Here is a 2,664-nt window from a genome sequence, read left to right as displayed (position 1 = left end):
GCGGTGGCCGCCTCACGTTCGGAACGCCACGCCCCCAGGGCCCGGCGTACACCACGCTAGGGGACGCTACTCCCGGAGACCTGGCCGCGACCATACGGGCGCACCGCTGTTCTCGAGCGCAGCGAGGTCTCTCTTGACTGTGCGCACGGATACGCCGAACTCCCTCGCCAGCCGTTCGGCGGAGCAGGCCCGTGATCCGTTACGGCGCAGCATCTCGGACAGGGCATGAAGTCGTTCCGTTCGCTTCACCGTTCAGCCCGCCGCAAATTCATGACACAAATAGTGACATACACCTGCCCGCAGCACTTAGGAAGGTGAAGTCATGACAACTACGACGAGCAGTCCGACCATCATTCTCATCCCCGGCCACTGGCTGGGCGCTTGGGCGTGGGATGCAGTCCTTGAACACCTCAGAACCGACCACGCTCGTGCAGTCGCGATGACGCTGCCCGGTCTCGACGGGGACGATCCTGAGCGTGCGGAGAGGACTCTCGACGATCAAGTCGCAGCGGTCCTGGACGTCATCACTGGACTCGGGGCCTCCGAGGAAGAGCCCGTGACACTCGTCGCTCACAGCGGGGCCAACGCCCCCGTCAGCCTCGTCCTCGACCGGCACCCTGACCTGGTCCATCGGGTGGTGTGGGTTGACTCCGGCCCTGTGGCGACGGGACGCGCCTTCGCCCCAGACCTCCCGGAGGGGGTGGAGGAGATTCCGCTGCCGGCCTTCGACGCCCTCGCCCAGCAGGCGAGCCTCGAAGGCCTGAGCGCCGAGGCCCTCGAGCGTTTCCGGGCCCGGGCAGTCCCTGAGCCCGGTCCCGTGCTTCGCCAGCCCGTCGAGCTCACCAACGACGCCCGCCACAAGGTCCCCACCACCCTGGTGTGCTGCTCGATCTCGAGCGCGCAGGTGCTGGAGCTGGCCCGAGGAGGCCATCCCATGTTCGCCGAGGTCGCGGACGTCGAGCACCTCGACGTCATCGACCTTCCGACGGGGCATTGGCCCATGTGGAGCCGTCCCCGCGACCTCGCCAAGGTCATTCAGTCGGAGGCTTCTCGAACCAACCGAACTGCACGTACAACCTGAAGGGGTCAGCCGAATCCGGCTGGCCCCTTTCTCCGTGTCCGAGGGAATACATGACACACCCAAACGCTGCTCTCACGCCGCATGGCGTGAACTCTGAGTCGGGGCTGGCCATGGCCAAAGCACTTTACATATGGCCGATTAGAGGTCATCGGGGTTGCCGCAGTAACGGTGCAGAAGGTCCATCCGCCCCGGGTGGGGCTGGAAGATGAGCATGGTTCTCAGGGTTGGTGTTTGAGGAAGGCCCGGGTGGCTGGGACACGGGAGTTGTCATCCTGGGAGGGGTGGATGTTGAGGGCGCGTAGGACTGCGGCGACATGCACCTCCACGGTTCGTACGGAGATGTGCAGTTGGCGCGCGATGGCGAGGTTGGATCTTCCTTCGGCGATGAGCGTGAGGACCTCGCGTTCTCGGGGGGTGAGTCGGTCAACGACGGTGTGTGAGCGCATGAGCGACGCAACGACGGTGGAGTCCAGAGCGATGCCTCCACCGGCTACTTCCTCGATGGCCTCGATGAGGCGATTGACGGTGCTGACGCGGTCCTTGAGGAGGTAGCCGACGCCTGAGGGGATGACGGCAATGAGTTCTCGCGCCCACGCGGCCTCAGCGTATGTCGAGAGCATGAGGATGCCGAGATCTGAATGGCGTTTCCGCAGGGTTATCGCGGCCCGGATGCCTTCGTCGGTGTAGGTGGGGGGCATCCGGATATCGAGGATGGCGACGTCCACGGGGTGTACTTCCATCTGCTCCTGCAGGGTTTGCACGTCACCCACGGACGCGGCGACGTGGATTCCAGCTGCTGTCAGCAGGGCGGCCAGCCCCGCGCGGAAGATGCCGGAGTCGTCGGCAAGGGCGACCCGTAGACCGTTCATGGCGCACCCAGGGTGGTAGAGGCGTGCACGGGTGATCGGATCTCTATCATCGTTGGTCCTCCTTCAGGGCTGGTGATCATCGCTCTCCCACCGACCGCGGCCAGGCGATCCCTCAGCCCGGCAAGGCCACCCCCTGGGACAGGACGTGCCCCGCCGGCTCCTCGATCGACGACGGTGATGGTCACCTGTTGCCCGTCGCAGGCGGCCGTGATCGTCACGGGTCTGCTCCCGTACTTGATGGCGTTGGACAAGGCTTCGGCGGCGGCGAAGTAGCACGTCGCTCGGACGGTCTCGTCCAGGCACGCAAAAGAAGGCTCTGGTGATTCGAGGACGAGTTCGCAGTCATCCCACCGGTCGACCATGACGCGCAATCCTCCGGGGAGGCCTCCGTGCCCGAGTGCTACGGGGTGAATGCCGCGGGCCAATCGGCGCAACTCGGCCAAAGCTTCCGTGAGTTGGTTTTGGGCTTGGTCGATGACGTCGGCGCTCTCGGCGGGGTTAGACGCAAGCTGTGCTCGGGACAGGGTCGTTGAGACGGCGAGGAGGTGTTGCTGCACCCCGTCGTGCAGGGCGCGCTCGAGTTCTATGCGTTGCGTGACGCTGTCGGTGACAATCGGGACTGCCGCACCGATAGGTGACAGGTTGACCTGACCTACAGCCTGGTTTCCAGTCATGGTGGCTAGCTTCCAGCGGTGGTGAGTGCCTGTGGCGTTC

3 protein-coding genes and 1 pseudogene are annotated in these 2,664 nt (G+C 65.1%); 1 reads left to right on the top strand and 3 read right to left on the bottom strand.

From position 1 onward, the window contains the following. Nucleotides 1–78: 78 nt before the first annotated feature. A pseudogene (locus ACFYE1_RS17250) lies at nt 79–249 on the bottom strand (HTH domain-containing protein); the annotation flags it as partial. A gap of 73 nt (nt 250–322) precedes the next feature. Here ACFYE1_RS17250 and ACFYE1_RS17245 point away from each other — a divergent pair. After that, nucleotides 323–1,081, top strand: coding sequence for an alpha/beta fold hydrolase (locus tag ACFYE1_RS17245; RefSeq protein WP_387745710.1), 759 nt, complete (start codon nt 323–325; stop codon nt 1,079–1,081). Nucleotides 1,082–1,299: 218 nt separating this feature from the next. On the opposite strand, the gene ACFYE1_RS17240 is transcribed toward ACFYE1_RS17245, so the two are convergent. Further along, nucleotides 1,300–1,950 carry a LuxR C-terminal-related transcriptional regulator gene (locus ACFYE1_RS17240; protein WP_387745707.1) on the bottom strand — a complete coding sequence of 217 codons (651 nt, stop codon included), beginning with the start codon at nt 1,948–1,950 and terminating at the stop codon, nt 1,300–1,302. Next, a partial coding sequence (locus tag ACFYE1_RS17235; protein ID WP_387745704.1) for a sensor histidine kinase occupies nt 1,947–2,664 on the bottom strand: 718 nt, incomplete at its 5' end. The genes ACFYE1_RS17235 and ACFYE1_RS17240, both read right to left, overlap by 4 nt.

It is taken from the genome of Kocuria nitroreducens, from assembly GCF_042879195.1.
In the GTDB taxonomy this organism is placed as follows: Bacteria; Actinomycetota; Actinomycetes; order Actinomycetales; family Micrococcaceae; genus Kocuria; species Kocuria nitroreducens.
The sequence above is the reverse complement of the archived record's forward strand: the minus strand, read 5'-3'. Positions and strand labels throughout refer to the sequence as shown.

Bases quoted from the DNA above. Each gene is read 5' to 3' on its own strand.
- ACFYE1_RS17245 (WP_387745710.1), top strand. From the start codon at position 323: ATGACAACTACGACGAGCAGTCCGACCATCATTCTCATCCCCGGCCAC.
- ACFYE1_RS17240 (WP_387745707.1), bottom strand. From the start codon at position 1,950: ATGAACGGTCTACGGGTCGCCCTTGCCGACGACTCCGGCATCTTCCGC.